Source organism: Leifsonia aquatica (genome assembly GCF_014190775.1).
Classification (GTDB): domain Bacteria; phylum Actinomycetota; class Actinomycetes; order Actinomycetales; family Microbacteriaceae; genus Leifsonia; species Leifsonia aquatica.
In genome coordinates, this window is record NZ_JACHVP010000001.1 from 117,953 (window position 1) to 135,814 (window position 17,862).

Below are 17,862 nucleotides of genomic sequence, written 5' to 3' on the forward strand. Positions count from 1 at the left end.
GGATGGAATCGAATAGGCTGGTGAGGACGCCGGGGTTCCGGCGGCCCTGTGACCAGACCGGGGCCGCACGATCCGGTTCGTCGGGGGAGAGGACCGTGATGCCCGGTCGTAACGAGCGGAGGGCCGAGGCGTGAGCAGACGAGCCATCGCCTCCCCGCCCGTGCTGCCCGGGTACGCCGTCATCCGCCCGCTCGGATCCGGCGGGTTCGCCGACGTCTTCCTGTACGAGCAGGACCTCCCGCGCCGCGTGGTCGCGGTCAAGGTGCTCGCCGCGGAGGCCGTCAACGACGAGACCCTGCGTGCGTTCAACGCGGAGGCGGACATCCTCGCCCGGCTGAGCGCGCATCCCGCGATCGTCACCGTGCACCTCGCGAGCATCTCGTCGGACGGCCGTCCGTTCTTCGTGATGGAGTACTGCCCCGACACGATGAGCGCACGGCTCCGGCGCGACTCCCTCGCCTTGTCGACGGTGCTCGAGACCGGTGTGCGGATCGCGGGCGCCGTCGAGACCGTGCATCGCGCGGGCCTGCTGCACCGCGACATCAAGCCCTCCAACATCCTGATCACGGCGCTCGGCTCGGCCGTGCTCGCCGACTTCGGCATCGCCGCGGCGGACGACGAGGACGGCGACGTCGCGATGTCGGTCCCGTGGTCGGCGCCGGAAGTCCTGCAGGAGACCACCAACGGCACGATCGCCAGCGAGGTCTGGAGCCTGGCGGCCACCGTCTACACCCTGCTCACCGGGCGCAGCCCCTTCGAGTCGGACCGCCGCCAGGCGAACACGCGCGACCTGATGACGGGCCGCATCCTGAAGGCCGTGTACACGCCGACCGGCCGCGACGACGTCCCGCCGCGCCTGGAGGAGGCGCTGCGGACCGCGCTGTCGAAGGATCCGTCGCGCCGGTTCGCGTCCGCGCAGGCGTTCGCCGAGGAGCTCCGCTGGGTGCAGTACGAGCTGGGCATCCCGCCGACCGCGATCGAGGTCGCCTCGCCCGAGTGGGCGCGAGCCGCGGGACTCATCGACCTCGACGACCGCGATCGCCGCGGCCCCGTCGTCTCCACCGTCAACCCCGACTCCCGCCGCGCGCAGCGCGAGGCCAAGCAGGCCGAGGCCGCGGCGGAGGCCAAGCGCGACCGCGACGGCCTCGTCGTGCGCGAGCGCCGCTGGGCGGGCAACCCGATCGTCCCCGCCCTCATCGGCGCCGGGGTGGCGGTCGTCGCCGTCGTCGGCGTGGGCGTCGCCCTGATCGCGGGTGGAGTGCTGTGAAGCAGCGGGCACCCCAGCGGCGCTTCGGCCGCGTCGCCGCCGTGACCGCGGTCGTCGCGGCCATCGCGCTCGTCGTGACCGGCGCCGTGATCGCGCAGGGGTACGACACCCAGAAGTCGGAGGCCGTCGAGAGCTCCGTGTGGGTGACCAAGGCGTCCGGCCAATACGCGCGCGTCGACACCGACCTGAAGCAGCTCAGCACGGTGCGGGATGCGGAGGATCCGAGCGGCGTCGTGCAGCACGGCTCGCAGGGCATCGTCTTCACGCAGGGCTTCCGCCAGGCGTGGGACGTCGATCCGGCCGACCCGAAGGCCCTGGTGGAGGGGTCGGCGGCGGCCGCATCCACGTCCTCGTCCGAATCGTCGGGCGGCTCGACCGGCGCCTCCACCCCGAGCGGCACCCGGCAGGTGCTCTCGAACGGCGACTGGGCCGCGTACCTCACCGACGCGGGCACGGTCTACGTGCAGCAGCTCTCCGCGCAGGGGTCGGCGGGCAAGCCCGTCCCGATCGACCCGCTGCAGCAGGAGCAGACCACGAAGGGTGCCGAAGGCTACGTCGCGACGGCCGTCGCCGTGGGCGCCGACGGCACCGTCGCCCTCTACTCGGCGAAGGAGCGCGCGGTGCGCGTCTACGACGCCGCCCGCGGCACCTGGACGGGCGACGCCGCGAAGCTCGCCTCCCCGCCGCCGGCCTCGGCCAAGGTCGCGCTCGCCCTCGCGGGCGGCACCTGGGTGCTCGCCGCCCCCGCGCAGAGCAAGGCGTGGATCGCCGGCCGCGATGCCGCGGTCGACGTCCGCCTCGGCAGCGACGCGATCGCCGGGAGCACCTCCGACGACGGCACCGCCTACTTCGCCGACGGCTCCGGCCTCGTGTCGGTCCAGGTGCGCAGCGGCCAGTCCGGCCGCACGCTCGACGCGTCCGGCACGCCCGCCGCGCCGACCGAGGTGGCGGGCACGGTGTACGGTGCGTGGCTCTCCACGACGGCCGGTCGCCTCTGGTCGTCCCGCGACGGCGCGAAGGCGCTGGACGTGCCCCAGGGCACGCTCGAAGACGCCCGGTCGCTCGCCCCGCAGATCCTGAGCAACGGCCAGCGCGCCGTCCTCGACGAGACCGAGTCGGGGACTCTCTGGACGATCCCTGACGGCACGCTCATCCCGCCGTCGCAGTGGAACGCGGACGATGAGAAGAAGACGCAGGAGACCGAGACCACGACGCAGGTCGAGGAGGTCACGCAGGAGATGCCGCCGGTGGCGCAGCCGTCGAGCTTCGGCGTGCGCGCGGGCGCGACCGCCCTCCTCCCCGTGCTCCTCAACGCGCACTCGCCGGTCAAGCGGGCCGTGCTGACGATCGTGCCCGACTCGCTCGGCGGTGGCCTGAGCGACCCGGGCTTCGGCGACCTCTCGCTGACGGCCGATGACCAGCAGCTCGCCGTCCACGTGCGCGCGCAGAGCGGCACCGCGACGTTCAGCTACGTCGTGACCGACGGCCTCATGCAGTCGCAGCCGGCGACCGTGACCCTGCACGTCGTGGCGGACGCCGACAACGGGGCCCCGGCCTGGTGCGGCATCGAGAACTGCATGCAGACCTGGCCGACGGTGTCGCTGGCGCCGGGCGGCACCGTCTCGGTCCCCGTCCTCTCCGCGTGGGTGGACCCCGACGGCGACCCGATCGCCCTGGCCGACGCCCGCAAGACGGACGCCGCCGCGCCGATCCGCGTCGTCGCGACGGCAGACGGGCACGTGGCCGTGCGCCACACCGACCCGAACGCCGGGGCGGGCACCTACGCGGTGACCGTGACGGTGGTGGATGCGCGCGGTGCGCAGACGACCAAGGAGCTCGTCGTCTCCGTCGCGGCCGATCCCGCCCTGACGACGGTGCCCGCCGCGGTGGTCACCGGTGTCGGCGAGCCGCGCACCGAGGCGATCGCCGACCACGTGGAGGGCGGCTCCGGCTCGTACCGGCTCACCGACGCCGTCATCACGACGGGCGACAAGGACAACGCGACGGTGACGCCGAACGGCGCGGCCGGCACCATCCAGCTCACGGCGAAGGCCGCCGGCGAGTACTTCGTCGGCTACACCGTGCAGGACGCCCAGACCAAGGCGGAGCAGACCGGCGTGCTCCGGTTCAGCGTGGTCGCGGGAGGCCGCGCCCTCACCATCCCGCCGCTCGTCGCGTTCGCCCGGGCGCAGGAGGACACGACCCTCGACGTGCTCCCGGCGGTCCAGAACACCTCCGGACGCGTCCTCGCCGTGCAGTCGGTGACGGCGGACGACGACCGGCTCTCGGCGAGCGTCGTCGACAACGCCCAGGTGCGCGTCAGCGGCACCACGGCGGACGGACGGCCCGGACGCATCGGCACCGCCACGGTCACGATCGGCGACGGCGCCGGGCAGACCGTGCAAGGCGAGATCACGGTCTTCCTCGTCGACCCCGCGACCGGCATCGGGCCGATCGCGCGTCCCGACGCCGTGACGGTGCGCGCGGGCACCCAGGTCGACATCCCGGTCACCGCCAACGACATCGCACCGCGGGGCGAGCGCCTCGTCCTCGCCTCCCAGATCGAAGGGTCGGGCGCCTCCGGCGAGCTCGTCTTCGCCGCGGGGGACACCGTGCGCTACCTCGCGCCCACCAAGGCCGGGGTCTACACCGTCCACTACTCGGACTACGTGGAGTCGGACCCCAGCCGCCTCGACTCGACCGAGATCACCGTCACGGTCGTGGCGGACGGAGCCAACCGTGCCCCGGAGCCGTCGACGCTCACTGCCCGCGTGCGCGCCGGCGGGACCGTCACCCTCGCCATCCCCTCCGCCGGACAGGACCCGGACGGCGACGCCACCGTGCTCTCCTCGCTCTCCCAGCCCAAGGCCGGCTCCGGCGCCGCGACCATCGGCGCCGACGGCCGATCGGTGGTCTACACCGCGCCGGGCGGCGGCGTGAGCGGCGGCCAGGTGTCGTTCGGCTACACGCTGCGCGACCGGGCCGGCGCCACCGGTGACGGCGTCATCCGCATCGCCGTGCTCGGCAGCGCCGATGCCGACGTCGCGCCGATCACCTACAGCGACGCCGTGCGCACGGTCAAGGGATCGAACACGCCGCTCACGGTCCAGCCCCTCCTGAACGACCGCGACCCCGCCGGAGGGACGCTGAGCCTCGTCTCCGTTGTCCCGAACGCCCCCGAGCTCCCCGGCTCGAGCGAGTACAACCGGCTGAAGGGCCTGATCGCCTCCGGCACCGACCTGAAGTCGGGAACGGTCCGACTGCTCCCGGGCAGCGTGGAGGGCGTGCAGTCGTACATCTACACGGTGAAGTCCTCGGCGACCTCCAGCACCGCGCAGGGTCTCATCGTGGTGACCGTGACGGCGGAGGCCGCGACCGACGTCCCGGTCGTGACCGACACCGTTGTCGGCACCCGCGACCGCGGGGAGCTCGCCACCGGCATCGACGTCGTCGCGGGCAAGACCGTGTGGAGCTCCGGAAGCATCTCCGACCTCACGCTGGCCGTGTGGGGTCCCGCGGCCTCGTCGTACACAGTGAAGGGCCACCGGATCAGCGGGCCGGTCCCGCGCGAGGGCGCCCTCGTGCCGTTCTCGCTGACCGGCACCGACCAGACCGGGCGGAAGTCCGTCGGCTACGGCTTCCTGCGCATCCCGGCGTTCGACGACATGCGCCTGCAGCTCGCCGGCAGCCTCCCCGCCTACAAGGTCGGCGAGGAGCAGTCGGTGTCCATCCCGCTGAAGGAGGCCGTCGACCTCGCCTCCGGCGACGCCCTGCAGGTGCGCGACGACAGCACCTTCGCCGTGCAGCGCGCGAACGCCCGGTGCACACCCGCCGGCGGCTCGACCGCGTCGTACGCGGCGGGCCGGGAGGCGCCGTGGACCGACACCTGCACGGTGCAGGTGCGTCTCGCCGGGCAGAGCACCTGGACGGCGCTGCCGGTCCCGGTCGTCATCCAGCCTAAGAGCCCGCAGGCGCAGCTCAACTCCGTCAGCCGCACGGTCGCGCCCGGCGCTTCGCAGACGATCGACCTGTACTCCGATCTGACGAGCTGGGAGGGTGGCCGCGTCGGGGATCAGGCGGCCCTCGACTACTCCATCGTCTACTCGGGGACCAACTTCGCCGTCACCCAATCCGGTCGCACGCTGACCGCGACGGCGCGGGCGGACGCGCATCCCGGAGCCCGCGAGACGGTGACCGTGAAGGTCACGTCGTTCGGCGGGCTCACCGCCAACGTGACGCTCGTCGTGGGGGCCGCACCGCCGGACGCGCCGCGCGCCGCGACCTTCACCCAGTCGTGCTCGGTGAGCAGCGGCCCCTCGTGCGCCGTCACCGTCATCGGCGTTGCGGGGGAGTACGACCCGTTCCAGGGCAAGCAGGGCTCGGGGCTCAAGCTCGTCGGACTCGGCCAGACGACCTGCGCGGTCGCGGCGATCTCCGCCTCCGGCACCACCGCGATCACCGCCACCTGGCCCGGCGGGCCGAAGCCGGCCGGCGGCAGCTGCATCGTCCCCTACACCGTCGCCGATGCACAGGGTCGCACCGGCGGCGGCACCCTCACGCTCGACGTCCAGGGCTATCCGGCGCAGCCCAGCTCGGTGACGACGACCGGCTTCACGGGATCCAGCGTCACACTGCTCGTCACCCTCGGCGAGGCGGCTCTCGCGCACCCCGGGCTCCGCGGTGTGGCGATCTACGAGAACGGCCAGCAGGTGCCGTCGAGCTGCGCGGCCGGCGCGGCGGGCACGTACTCGTGCACCGTCGGCGGCCTCGTGAACGGACAGCGCCACACCTTCACCGCCCGGGCGGTCAACGCGGTGGGCGAGTCGCTCGACACGACGCCGGTGCTCACCTGGGCCTACCAGCCTCCGGTCATCAGCGGCGGCAGCAGCAGCACCGTCTACGACCCGGCGCGCACGAACGCGACGCAGGGCGTCATCTCGCTGTCGATCCAGTCGAGCGACGACACCAGCGGGTTCCAGATCAGCATCGACGGCAACCCCGTCGCGCAGATCCCGCGCAGCGGAGCGACGACCACGTGGACGGGGACGGCCTCCCCGGGATCGCGGAACGTCTCGGTCACGCCGGTCAGCCAGTTCCAGCCGCCGCTCGGGTCGGGCAACACCGGCTCGGTGTGGGCGCAGTCGGTGCAGGTCTCGGGCTCGCCGATCGTCACGTCCAACGGGTCCCTCGTCGCGTCGTCGAACACCGCGCTGCAGCTGAAGGACGTCGGGGTGGACGCGAACCACAGCGCCAAGGGCGTCAGCGTCCTCTACGCCGTGTGGCGTGAGGGGTCGCCGCAGCCGTCGTGCTCCATGGACGGCAACGGCAATCCGGTGATGCCGGGCGGTCAGGCGTCGAACAACTTCGGCGGGCTGCAGGAGTACACCAAGTACTTCGGGCAGGCGTGCGCCGCGAACGGGTTCGGCGCGGTCTCGACCGGCGTGCAGCAGGCGTACACCTTCACCGTCTCGCCCGGCGGCCAGGGCGTCACCTACACGGTCGGCGTGGACCCGTCGCGCACGATCACCTCCGGCGCCTTCACCAGCGGCTACGAGTTCCTGAACGTGACCGCCCCGAACGTGCCGCAGCGCAACCTCTTCGGTGTCTTCTACCGCATCAACGGCCAGCTGACCTCGAACTTCTCGCTCTCTCGCGACGTCGACCCGGGTCACATCACGTACAGCTACTGCTTCCTGAGCAGCACCAGCGCGTGCGGGGCGGAGGCCGACGTGACGTCGACGACCATCCCGACGACGGTCACCGTGAACGTGCCGACCGACTGCACGGCCGCTCCGACGAAGGACGACATCGTGTTCTCGGGCGCGGTGAAGTCGGCCAATGCGTACACGATCGACATCGCGAACGACACCGCGGCGCTGACCGTGAGCTACAAGATCACCTTCACCGGCGCCTACGCGGCGCTCGGCGAACGGACACTGACCCGGTGCGGCGTCGCAGCCCCGACGAACCCGAACCCCGACCCGGGGACCGGCGGCGGAGGCGGCTCCGGCGGCGGGACCGGCGGATGAGCGACGCCATGACACCGAGACCGACACGACCGCGACCGACGACCAAGGAAGACGCATGACCATCACCCCCGAACAGACCGCCTGGTTCCAGTCGACCTTCGCCCAGCTCGTGGAGAACGTCGAGCAGGCGGTGCTCGGCAAGCGGCACATCGTCGAGCTCGTGTTCGCGACCCTCCTGAGCGAGGGCCACATCCTGCTCGAGGACGTCCCCGGCACGGGCAAGACGGCGCTCGCCCGCGCCCTCGGCCAGACCATCCGCGGCACGTCGACGCGCATCCAGTTCACCCCCGACCTCCTGCCGGGCGACGTCACCGGCATCACGGTCTACGACCAGAAGCGCGGCGAGTTCGAGTTCCACACGGGCCCGATCTTCGCCAACGTGGTGCTGGCCGACGAGATCAACCGTGCCAGCCCGAAGACCCAGTCGGCGCTGCTGGAGGTCATGGAGGAGGGCCGCGTCACCGTCGACGGCGTCACCCGCCCCGTGGGTGTGCCGTTCGTCGTGATCGCGACGCAGAACCCGGTGGAGCAGGCCGGCACCTACCGGCTGCCCGAGGCGCAGCTCGACCGCTTCATGATCCGCGCGTCCATCGGCTACCCCGACGACGCGTCGACCCTGCGGATCCTGCAGGGCGCGATGCACCCGCGCCGCGAGGTTCCGGAGATCGTCGACGCCCAGCTGATCGTGACCATGTCCGACCTCGTCGCCGGCGTCTACAGCAGCCCGCTCGTGCTCGACTACATCATGCGGCTCATCGCGGCCACCCGCCGTGCGAGCGAGGTCAAGCTCGGTGTGAGCGTGCGCGGCGGCCTCGCCCTCGCACGCCTCGCCGCGACCTGGGCCGTCGCCCACGGCCGCAGCTTCGTCACCCCCGACGACGTGCGCGACCTGGCCCTCCCGGTGCTCGCGCACCGCCTCGTGCTCAACCCGGACGCGGAGTTCGACGGTGTGACCGCCGACGCCGTGATCGGGCAGATCCTGCTGGACGTCGAGGCGCCCGTGGAGAACGGAGCGGCCTGAGGCGGATGGCAGAGTACGACGACACCTCCTCGCGGCTGACGCGCACCGTCACCGGCACGCGCACGCGTGCCTCGACGGTCACGAGCGTCACGAGGAGCAGCACCGGCATCGTCGAGGACGGCGTCTTCTGGGGCCGTGCGGCCGCGGCGGCCGTCGGCTCGGCGCTGCGCGCCTCCGCGCGCTGGTTGGCGGAGACCGTCACCGCGCCCGGGTGGCTCGTCGTGTGCGTGCTCATCGCCGGTGCCGTCGCCGGCTGGGTCGCCGGCTGGAGTCTCGGCTGGATCGTCGCCGCGGCCGCCGCGGCGCTGATCGTCGTCTGCGTCCCCTTTCTCCTCGGCTCGCACGACTACCGGGTGCAGCTCGCCCTCGACCGGGAGCGCGTGGTCGCGGGGGACGACGTCACCGGCAGCCTCGTGGTCCGCAACGCGGGCAGCAGGGCGTCGCTGCCCGGGCGCGTGGACGTGCCCATCGGCACCGGCCTCGCGGAGGCCTACGTGCCGCTGCTCGCCGCCGGCGCCGAGCACACCGAGCGTCTGTCGATCGCGGCTGCTCGACGCGGTGTCATCGACGTCGGCCCGGTCTCCGTGTCCCGCGGCGACCCGATCGGGCTGCTGCGGCGGGAGGCGCTCTGGCCCGAGGTCCACACGCTCCACGTGCATCCGGTGACCGCGCTCATCCCCGGCACGAGTGCCGGACTCATCCGCGACCTCGAGGGTCTCCCCACCAGCACGATCGTCGACGCCGATCTCGCGTTCCACGCCATCCGCGACTATGTCCCCGGCGACTCCCGCCGTCACGTCCACTGGAAGTCGACGGCGAAGACCGGACGCCTGATGGTGCGGCAGTACGAGGAGGCGCGGCACTCGCGCATCGCCGTGACCATCGGCATCACGGCCGAGGAGGAGTACGAGTCGGACGACGAGTTCGAGCTCGCCGTCAGCGTCGCGGCGTCGCTCAGCCTGCAGGCCGTGCGCGACGGCCGCGATCTGGTCGTGACCACGAGCGCCGAGCGCCCGGAGCTGGTGCGCGGCGAGGTCGTGACCATCCGCACGCTGCCGACCCGCAACGCCGCCGCCATGCTCGACGGCTTCTCGGAGATCGAGCTGGCCGAGCGCGCCAGCCGCCTCGAAGACGTCGCGAAGCTCACCGCCCAGTCGAACCCGAACCTCTCGGTCGTGTTCCTGGTCACGGGCGCGCACACCCCGCTCGGCCGGTTGCGCGGCGCCTCGATCGCGTTCGGGCCGGACACGCAGTGCGTCGCGGTCCGCTGCGAGCTCGGCGCGGACCCGGCGTTCCGCCGCTTCGGTCCGATGAGCGTCCTGACCGTCGGCGCTCTCGACGACCTCGGCAAGCTGATCGCCCGCGGAGCCCTGCAGTGAGCGCCCCGGTGGCAGGCGACGGAGCGCGGGCGGCAGCGCGCCGGGCCCGCAGACAGCGCGCGGCCGCACTCCGGCCGGACGTGCCGCAGACGATCCTCGCCGTCGCCTACGTGCTGGTCGGCCTCGCGCTCGCCTGCGCCCTCGCGTGGCCGCTATACGAGACGCCGCGGCTCATCGCGGTCGCCGCCTACGCTGGTGTCGTCGGCGTCGGCACGGCCGTCGTGGCGCGGCTGCGACGCTGGCCCGCGTGGCTGCACATCGTCGTCGTGGCCGGCCTCTATCTGGTCGGCGTGGTGCCCCTCGCCGTGCCGTCGGCGCTGTCCTCGCCCCTCGGCGTGCTGCGCGGCCTCCTCGACGGGCTGACCGGCATCGTCCTGGGCTGGAAGCAGCTGCTCACCCTCGACCTGCCGGTCGGCCAGTACCAGGCGGTGCTGGTCCCGGTCTATGCGCTGTTGCTGATCGGCTCCGCGATCGCCGCGGCTCTGGCACTCTCGCCCGAGCGCCGGGCGGCTGCAGCCGTCCCGGTCGTCCTCGGGATGGGCGTCTTCGGCATCGCGTTCGGGGCCACGGACCCCGGCGCCCCGTTCCTGCTGCTGGGCATCCGCATCGATGCGCCCCGGGAGGTGCTGCTCGGCCTGCTCCTGGTCGCGGCCTCCCTCGTCTGGCTGACACTGCGCGCTCAGCTGCGCCGTCGCGCCGCCCTCGCCGCCGCGCGCGGAACGGTCGGCGTGGTGCGCCAGGGTTCGGCCTCCGCAGGTGCCGCGGTCCGTCGCCGTCTGCTGGGCGCCGGACTCCTGATCGTCGCCCTGGCTGCGGGTCTGACCGCCGGGCCCGCACTCGCCGGCACGAGCACGCGAGAGACGCTGCGCACCTCGACGGAGCCGCTGCTGGTCGTCCAGCAGCAGACCACGCCGCTCGGCCGCTACCGCGCGTCGTTCGAGAAGGACGCGTACGACCGTGAGCTCTTCTCGGTCACGGGTGCGGGATCCGGCGTCGACCGGCTGCGGCTGGCCACCCTGGACGACTGGGACGGCGAGCACTTCCTCGTCTCGGGCGACACCCGCTTCTCGCGCCTGCCCGGCGGTTCGCCCGCGCCCGGCGCGCGGACCCTGACCGTCACCATCGGCGACGGGTACTCGGGGATCTGGCTGCCCATGCCGGCCGACACCCGCACGTCGCCCACGTTCAGTGGTCCGCGCGCCGCGGCGCTGACCGACGCCTTCTACCTCGACAAGCAGACCGGCGCCGGCATCGACACCACACCGGGCACCGACGGGGCGCGCGGCGTACGCAGCGGTGACAGCTACGAGGTGCAGGGGACCGGCACCCCGGCCGTCCCGCTGGCGGACCCCGGCACCAGCAGCCTCGTCGACCTGAAGGCGCACCCCGAGCTCGCGGCGTGGCTGGAGGCCCAGGGGCAGCCCCGCACCGCCGACGGATTCGAGGAGCTCATCTCCCGATTGCGCGACCGCGGCTACCTCAGCCACTCGCTCGCGGAGGACGACCAGGCGGCCAGCTGGATCGCCGCGCTGCGCAGCCAGTCCGCCTACCCGTTTGAGTCGAGCTTCGCCGGCCACTCCACCGCCCGGATCGAGGCCCTCTTCAGCCAGCTGCTCGAGCAGCAGAACCGGGTCGGGAGCGCGTCGAGCGCGGACCTGCTGGTGTCGGGAGTCGGCGACGACGAACAGTTCGCGGCAGCGGGCGCTCTGCTCGCGCGGGCGGTGGGCTACGAGTCCCGCGTCGTCGTCGGGGTGCGCATGGGCACGGGCGAGACGGGCGGCGTACCGAACTGCTCGGGCACGTGCACGGGAGCCAACCTGGCCGCGTGGATCGAGGTGCGTGCTCCCGGGTCGGGGGAGTGGACGACCGTCGACGTCGAGCCGCAGTTCAAGAAGGCTCCAACGCTCATCTCCCTCGACCACCAGTTGCCCAAGAACCCGACCGTCCCCGAGCAGCCGCAGGTCGGCACGGTGCTGCCGCCGGCCGCTCAGCACGACGACCGGGACGCGACCCGCGCCGTGGTGCAGGAGCAGCCCGAGTGGGTGACCGTGCTCCTGCGGGTGCTGACGATCATCGGCCTCGCCGTGGCGACGCTCCTGCTGCTGACGCTGCCGTTCCTGGTGCTCCTCATCGCGAAGCGGATGCGGCGTGGCCGCCGCCGTCACGCCCCCGTACCCGAGGTCGCCGTCGTGGGCGCCTGGGCCGAGCTGATCGACGCCCGGACCGACGGCGGGGATCCGGCGCTGCCGGGCACGCGCCGCGATGTCGCGGCCGCGATCGGTTCTCCCGCCGCTATCGAGCTCGCCGCGCTCACGGACATCGCCGTGTTCGCCGAACATCCACCCACCCGGGAGGCGGCGGAGCGCGCCTGGGAGCTCCTCGACACCGAGCGCGCGCGTCTGCGCGCCGAGCGCGGACCGGTCCGGTCGCTGCTCGCCGCGATCAACCCCGCCTCCTTCGTGCGTGCCCTCGGACGCCCGCGTCTGCGACTCTCCTGGCGACTGCTCGCGGCGCCCCGAACCCGGAAGGCGAGCGCATGACCGACAGCACCGCCACCCTCGTCGCCCTCTCGCTCATCGCGGGGCTCGTCGGCCTGATCATCGGGCTCGCGATCTTCCTCTGGTACGCCGCCGCGCTCTCCCGGGTGTTCGCCCGGCGCGGCGTGGAGCCGTGGCGCGCCTGGGTGCCCGTGCTCAACGAGGCCGAGATCCTGCGACTGGGAGGGCGCCCCGCGTGGACGGTCGTGTTCTTTCTCATCCCCGTCGTCTGCGTCTATGCGATCGTCCTGCGCGCCCTGGCCGCCGACCGGATCGGTCGCACCTTCGGCCGCGGAGCGGGCTCCACGGTGCTGGCCGTCCTGCTGCCGCCGGTCTGGGCGACCGTGCTGGCGTCGACCCGGGAGCCGGCCGCGACCGAGGAGCGTGCGCCCGCCCGGATCACGGAGCCGGAGCCGGAGCCGGTGCCGGAACCGGCGGTGGAGTTCGTCGCCGTGGCGACGATCGCGGAGCCTCCTGTCGCCGTCGTCCCGCCGGTCCCCATCGCGCCGCCGGTTGGCGCGGAGCCGCTGGACGCCATCGCGCCGCCTGCGGAACCCGTCGCCGACCTCCCGCCGATCCGCACCCCGTTCATGGACGCGCCGGCCGAGCCTCCGGCGCCGGAATCGCCCGAGCCCGAGCCGGAGTCGGCGCTCGAGCCCGAGCCGGAGTCGGCGCTCGAGCCCGTGGCAGTGCCCGAGCCCGTCTCCGTCGAGGAGAGCGTCGACATCGACGACGACGCGGCGGAGACGATCGTGGTCGAGCGCCCGGCCGTCGTCAGCTGGACCCTCGTCACCGACGACGGACGTCGCCACCCGCTGGAGGCCGACGTGGTCGTCCTGGGCCGCCGTCCGGCGGGGGAGGAGCCCGGCGTCCAGTACCTCGCCGTGCCCGACACCTCGCGCACCCTCTCGAAGCAGCACGCGTGTCTGACCCGGGAGGGGGACGGCTGGATCGTCACCGACCTCCAGTCCACGAACGGCGTGTTCCTCGACCTCGGCGGCGTCGAACGGCAGCTCGCGCCGGGCGACTCCGCCCCCGTCTCCGGACGGCTCCTACTGGGGACCGTCGGTCTGCACATCGAACGAGAGGACCGCCGATGACAGCCGTCGTCTCCGGCGTGCAGCTGAGCGCCGACGCCCGCAGCGATGTGGGGCGCCGCCGGGCGGCGAACGAGGACTCCTGCCTCGCGATCGCACCGGTGTTCGCGGTGGCCGACGGAATGGGCGGCCACGAGGCGGGCGCGCAGGCCAGTGCCGAGGTGGTCGGTGCCCTCCGCGACACACTGTGCATCGGCGGCCCCGTCGATCTGATGCAGGTGTCGACGGCGATCGACGAGGCCTCCCGTCGCACGGCTGCGCTGGCCGCAACGACCGCGCGGGGCGCCGGGAGCACACTCAGCGGCGTCATCCTGGTCGTGCACGAGGGGCGACCGCACTGGCTCATCGTCAACGTCGGCGACTCGCGGGTGTACCGCCTCATCGGCGGCTTCCTGGAGCAGTTGACCGTCGACCACTCGCTGGTGCAGGAGCGGATCGATGCGGGGGTGCTGCGCGACGACGAACGGGCGACGGCGCCCGACAAGAACGTGATCACGCGGGCCCTCGGTTCTGTGGACGCACGCGCGGACAGCTGGCTCATGCCCGTGACCACGGGTGAGCGCCTATTGGTCTGCTCCGACGGTCTGCACGGCGAGCTCAGCGACGAGCAATTGCGCGAGATCCTCGTCGCGGGAGGCCGTCCCTCGGCCACGACGGCGGCACTGATCCAGGCGGCGAACCGCGCCGGAGGCCGCGACAACGTCACCGCAGTCGTCGTTGACGTGCTCGCGGGCGGCGACCCGGGTACCGCCGGTCCGGCCGACACCCGCGAGCCTTCCGAGTGGACCGACGATGGAGACACGGTGCCGGTATGAGTCGCGACGACGAGCAGCAGGTGGACGAGTTCGGCGAACTGGACGAGCTAGACGCGCTGGACGAGCTCGACGAGACCATCATCGTCCGACGCGCGGACCCCGAGCCGAACCCGCTGGACGAGACCGTCGTGGTGCACCGGCCGGAGCCGGTGGACGAGACGGTGGTCGTAGAGCGCCGTGCCGCAGAGCCGGAGCCGGAGCCGGAGCCGGAACCGGAGCCGGAGCCGGAGCCGATCGACGAGACGGTCGTGGTCCAGCGCGCCGTCCCGGCACCGGAGCCCGAGCCCGAACCCGAACCCCTGGACGAGACCGTCGTCGTGCGCCGGGTCTCGCCTCCCACCGAATCCGCTCCCGAGCAGGGCGCAACGGTCGCGCCGGTCGACCCGCCCGTCGTTCCCCGGCTCGCCGTCGCGTCGGCGCCATCAGCACCCGTGCCGGCACCAGAGCACGAGCCCCAGCCCGAGCTCCAGCCCGCGCCCGAGCCCGAGCCGCAGCCCGACCCGGAGCTCGACGACACGATCGTCACCCCACGTCCGCTGACCGACCCGGAGCTCGACGCGACTCGCGTGGTGCATCGCGAGGAGGGCGACGAGGTCGAGGCGACCCGTGTCGTCCACCGTCCCGACGACGACGCGGAGACGCCGGTCGACGACTCCGACGACACGGTCATCGCCCGCCGTGCCGCCGGCACCGGCGCAGCCGGATCGGAGGCGCCGGTCGTCCCGCCACGGACGCCCCTCCCGCGCACACGGCGCTCGCTCCGGGCCCAGCGCACGCCGATCGTGCTTCCGACCAGTGTGTCGCCGTCCATCCGCGCCGCCGAGGCGGTCGGGGCGAACGCGGTCGACACCTACGAGCCGCGTCCCATCCCTGCGCCGCCGGCTCCCGGCCCCGACCTCGGCTCGGGGCCCGACGCCACCCGCGCGGAAGCGCCGTCGATGAGCTCGGTGCGCCATTCCAGCCGGAGGGCCGGGTGGATCACCGTCGCGGGGATCGCCGGCGCCTGCGTCGTCTCGATCGGCGGCCTGATCGGGATCGCGGCCGTCGTCTTCGGCGGCTAAGACTCCGTCGTCGCTGCGGCCCGTCTCCGGCGCGCGAAGAGGATGCTCAGCGCGGCGATGGCGGCCAGCAGGCTGCCACCGACGACCGAGATCGCCACCGCGATGGCCGACTGCCGAGCCTGGCTGTCGTCGTTCGCCCGTACGCTGACCGCCCCGGCCGTCGCCGTGTCGTCCGCGGGCGTCGGGCCCGACGTGAAGGGATTGGGCGGTCCGGCCGTCTCAGCGCCGGGGACGAGCACCATCGCCTCGTACGGCTGCACCACGCCCCACCCGGACTGGTCGTCGCGGGTGCCGGGGTGCGGGCGGATGGCGCTCGCGGTGAGACGGTACGCCCACTGAGCCGGCGTCTCGTCGGGATGCGCGGAGGCGACCAGCGCCGCGGCCGCCGCGACGTACGCGGTGGCGAAGCTGGTCGCCGGTGCGCTGGACGCGTACACGCAGTCCCCGCCGGTGTTCGCGGCCGTCAGGACGTTCTGGCCGGGGGCGCTCAGCGCGACGTGCGCACCGTGGATGCTGTCGTCGGTCACGACGCCGCTCGCCCCGGTCGCGGCGACGCCGAGGACGCCCGGGTAGCCGGCGGGATAGCGCACGCCGTCCTGCTGGTCCTTCTCCACTGCGAGGGAGGAGTCGCGGTTCCCCGCGCTGGCGACGACGAGACTGCCGTGCGCGGTCGCGTACGCCACCGCGTCGCGGAGGGCGGGATCGTCGACCGCGGTCGAGAGGGAGACGTTGATCACCTGGGCGTGGGCGTCCGCCGCGAAGCGGATGCCCGCAGCGAGACGGGAGATGCTGGGACCGGTGCCGGCAGCGACGGCCTGGTCGTCGGTGCCGGCGAAGACGCGCACGGACAGGATGCGCGCGTCGGGGGCGAGACCCTCCACCCCGGAGCCGTCCACGGTCTGCGCCGCGATCTCACCCGCGATGGCCGTGCCGTGCCCGTAGCCGTCCGCGTAGCCGGCCGAGCCGACCCCGTCGCCGACCAGATCGGTGCCTCCCGCGAGGACCCCGGACAGGTGCGGGTTCGCCGCATCCACTCCCGAGTCGACCACGGCGACAACGACGCCGGCGCCCCGCGTGACATCCCACGCGGAGGGTGCCTGGAGCTGGTTCAGCGCCGGAGGGCGCTGGGGGATGAGCGTCGCGGCGTCGGTGCAGCCGGTGTCGGCCGCGACGACGACCGAGGGGACGGAGGCGCCGCGCGCGACCGTGGCGCCGGGAGCGACCAGCGCGGCAGCCGGGGCCGAGCTGAGCAGCACAGCGACCGCCCCCGCGAGTCCCGCGACCGCGAACCGACCGCGAGGGCGGGTCATCCGGCCGACGCGGTCGAGGTCGCCCCCGCGGCGGACGTGCTCAGTTCGGGGCCGCTCTTCAGCAGTGCCACCCAGCTCTGCTCGATCGTGCCGACGTCGTCGGGAGCGTAGCCGAGTCGTTTGACGGTCTCGTCGTCGGCTCCCGGCAGGGCGAAGGCCGTGCCCGTCGCGTCGACCAGGGTGAGCATCCCGGCGCTTCCGCTGCCGCGTCCCGCCGCATCCACGAGGGCGCCGTGGCCGGCCTGCACCGTGACGCCGGCTGTGGCCGTGCGCGACGACGGCGCCGTCGCGAGCACCGTGCGGGTTCCGCCGGAGTCCGCAGACAGCAGCGCGCAGGCGCGATCGCCCGAGGTGATCGAGGTGAAGCCGTCGGCGGGCCAGTCCGCACCGCCGGCGGGGGCCTTGGCGGTGTGCAGGCTCGCGACCGCCGAGGCGGAGACGTCGCGCACGGCCGTCATCGTCCGGCCGGAGCCGAGCTGGTAGAGCTGCCAGGCCAACGGGCTGAGCGTGGCGAGCGCACCGTCTGGCTGCACGACGAAGCGCTGCTCGGCCGGGCTGCCCGAGGTGTGGACGACCTCTCCGACCAGCAGGGGCCCGTCGTCGAGCGCGCCGCCGGCGACCGGTGTCCCCGCGTCCGTGATGACGAGCGGCTCCAGCGGGGCGCCGGGCGAGAACAGGTTGAGCCAGTCCGACGAGACGCGGACCGGTGCGAGGGAGTCGATGCCGGCGGCGCGCAGCACGGCGTCGGCGTTCTCCCCGTCCACCCGGTAGCGCAGCCCGTCGGCGACGACCCAGCGGTCGCCGCCGTTCTCGACGACGACGGCGCGCGAGGTCGCGGTGGCGGCGGGGCGCGTGGCGATGGTCGTGGCGATGCCCGCGTCGTCGGTGACGCAGGCCGTCCAGCCGGTGTTCACGAGAGCGTCCGCGGCGGGGAGCGCGTCCGGAGCCCCGACGATCCCGACCGGGTCGGACACCTTGATGCCGGAGAGGGCGTGCGAGTCGGTCGTGATGACGGCGAAGCTGGAGGACGGGATGAGGAGCCGGGCGCTCGCCGTGTTGATGACCGGGTGCAGCACGCCTTTGACGGAGACGTAGCGCGCGCCCGTGTCCTTGGCGATGACCATGCGGCCGTTCTGCCAGCCTTGTGGCAGGCCGGGCTGGATCAAGCCGTAGAACGCGCCGGCGAGGAGCACGGCCGCGGTCAGCACGACGGCGATGACGACCGCACGCAGCGGGCGGGCGGGCTCGAGCTCCTTGCCACCCGGCGCACCGCTGACGAAGGCCGTGAGCAGCCGTCGGCGCGAGAAGTTCTGGGCCTCGATGAGGTCGGTCTTGCTCGCCACCGA

Annotated in this window: 10 protein-coding genes; 8 read left to right on the forward strand and 2 right to left on the reverse strand. The window is 73.4% G+C overall.

Going from position 1 to position 17,862, the window contains the following annotated elements:
• The first annotated feature begins 130 nt into the window (after window positions 1–130).
• From FHX33_RS00510 to FHX33_RS00545, 8 genes are read left to right on the forward strand one after another with little or no spacing between them, the layout of a single operon-like run.
• Entirely contained in the window at window positions 131–1,267 is a 1,137-nt protein-coding gene (locus FHX33_RS00510; protein WP_183428049.1) for a protein kinase domain-containing protein, read from the forward strand.
• Window positions 1,264–7,296 carry an Ig-like domain-containing protein gene (locus tag FHX33_RS00515; RefSeq protein ID WP_183428050.1) on the forward strand — a complete coding sequence of 2,011 codons (6,033 nt, stop codon included), beginning with the start codon at window positions 1,264–1,266 and terminating at the stop codon, window positions 7,294–7,296. Before FHX33_RS00510 ends, FHX33_RS00515 begins: the two co-directional genes overlap by 4 nt.
• A 55-nt stretch (window positions 7,297–7,351) precedes the next feature.
• The gene (locus tag FHX33_RS00520; protein WP_021764679.1) at window positions 7,352–8,317 is read left to right on the forward strand and encodes an AAA family ATPase; all 966 of its coding nucleotides are present in this window, start codon (window positions 7,352–7,354) and stop codon (window positions 8,315–8,317) included.
• Between the two features lie 5 nt (window positions 8,318–8,322).
• On the forward strand, window positions 8,323–9,696 hold the full coding sequence (locus FHX33_RS00525) for a DUF58 domain-containing protein (RefSeq protein ID WP_021764678.1): 1,374 nt from the start codon (window positions 8,323–8,325) through the stop codon (window positions 9,694–9,696).
• Window positions 9,693–12,236, forward strand: coding sequence for a transglutaminase domain-containing protein (locus tag FHX33_RS22035; RefSeq protein WP_183428051.1), 2,544 nt, complete (start codon window positions 9,693–9,695; stop codon window positions 12,234–12,236). Before FHX33_RS00525 ends, FHX33_RS22035 begins: the two co-directional genes overlap by 4 nt.
• Window positions 12,233–13,333, forward strand: coding sequence for a DUF5684 domain-containing protein (locus FHX33_RS00535; RefSeq protein ID WP_183428052.1), 1,101 nt, complete (start codon window positions 12,233–12,235; stop codon window positions 13,331–13,333). The genes FHX33_RS22035 and FHX33_RS00535 overlap by 4 nt, the downstream gene beginning before the upstream one ends.
• Entirely contained in the window at window positions 13,330–14,145 is an 816-nt protein-coding gene (locus tag FHX33_RS00540; RefSeq protein WP_021756691.1) for a PP2C family protein-serine/threonine phosphatase, read from the forward strand. Before FHX33_RS00535 ends, FHX33_RS00540 begins: the two co-directional genes overlap by 4 nt.
• Window positions 14,142–15,206, forward strand: coding sequence for a hypothetical protein (locus tag FHX33_RS00545; protein ID WP_183428053.1), 1,065 nt, complete (start codon window positions 14,142–14,144; stop codon window positions 15,204–15,206). The genes FHX33_RS00540 and FHX33_RS00545 overlap by 4 nt, the downstream gene beginning before the upstream one ends.
• On the opposite strand, the gene FHX33_RS00550 is transcribed toward FHX33_RS00545, so the two are convergent.
• Together FHX33_RS00550 and eccB are read right to left on the reverse strand one after the other, a co-directional pair.
• A complete protein-coding gene (locus FHX33_RS00550) occupies window positions 15,203–16,516 on the reverse strand; it encodes a S8 family serine peptidase (protein WP_183428054.1) in 1,314 nt (437 codons plus the stop codon). The two genes, FHX33_RS00545 and FHX33_RS00550, sit on opposite strands and share 4 nt — an antisense overlap.
• Complete coding sequence (eccB, locus tag FHX33_RS00555; RefSeq protein ID WP_183428055.1) at window positions 16,513–17,859, reverse strand: type VII secretion protein EccB; 1,347 nt, start codon at window positions 17,857–17,859, stop codon at window positions 16,513–16,515. The genes FHX33_RS00550 and eccB overlap by 4 nt, the downstream gene beginning before the upstream one ends.
• Window positions 17,860–17,862: the final 3 nt, after the last annotated feature.